This window comes from Salipiger sp. HF18, assembly GCF_011806505.1.
Classification (GTDB): domain Bacteria; phylum Pseudomonadota; class Alphaproteobacteria; order Rhodobacterales; family Rhodobacteraceae; genus Salipiger; species Salipiger thiooxidans.
This window is the reverse complement of record NZ_JAATOS010000951.1, coordinates 1-676: the sequence shown is the minus strand read 5'-3', so window position 1 is coordinate 676 and position 676 is coordinate 1. Positions and strand designations below refer to the sequence as shown.

The following is a 676-nucleotide window of genomic DNA, read 5'->3' as shown; positions in this document are numbered from 1 at the left end:
CCAGTTGCTGATCCTCGAGGATGAAGGCGCGTTGCGATGAACGCCGCACATTGGATCGGCGGGGTTCTCGAGGCGCCGGCCGCCCAACGCGGCGCCGCCGACAACACCACCGCCGCCTATGCCCGCGATCTCGCGGACTTCACCCGCTGGCTCACGGCCCGGGGCGCCGGGCTCGACACCGCGCAGCGCGCCGATGTCGAGGATTACCTCGTGACCTGCGAGGCCGAGGGGCTGGCGATCTCGACCCGCGCCCGGCGGCTGTCGTCGATCAAGCAGCTCTACCGGTTCGCCTTCGAGGAAGGCCTGCGCAGCGACAACCCGGCCGTGCAGATCTCGGGCCCCGGCAAGCCCAAGCGCCTGCCCAAGACGCTCTCGATCGAAGAGGTCGACCGACTGATCGAGGCCGCCGCCTCGCAGGGCCGGACCGAGGACGACCGTCTGCGCAACGCCTGCCTGATGCAGCTTCTCTATGCCACCGGCATGCGGGTGACCGAGCTGGTGACCCTGCCGGTCTCGGCGGCGCGCGGCGAACCGCGCATGCTGCTGATCCGCGGCAAGGGCGGCAAGGAGCGGATGGTGCCGCTCTCGCCCCCTGCCCGCGTGGCGCTTGCGACCTGGCTCAGCCGACGCGACGAGCAGGAAGCGGTGGCCCATGCCGCGGGCAAGCCGGCTTCGG

At 71.4% G+C, this 676-nt stretch carries 1 protein-coding gene; it reads left to right on the top strand.

Going from position 1 to position 676, the window contains the following annotated elements:
• Positions 1–36 precede the first annotated feature (36 nt).
• Positions 37–676, top strand: a 640-nt coding sequence (locus tag HC022_RS28205) for a site-specific integrase (protein WP_167454561.1), incomplete at its 3' end; no start/stop codon positions are given.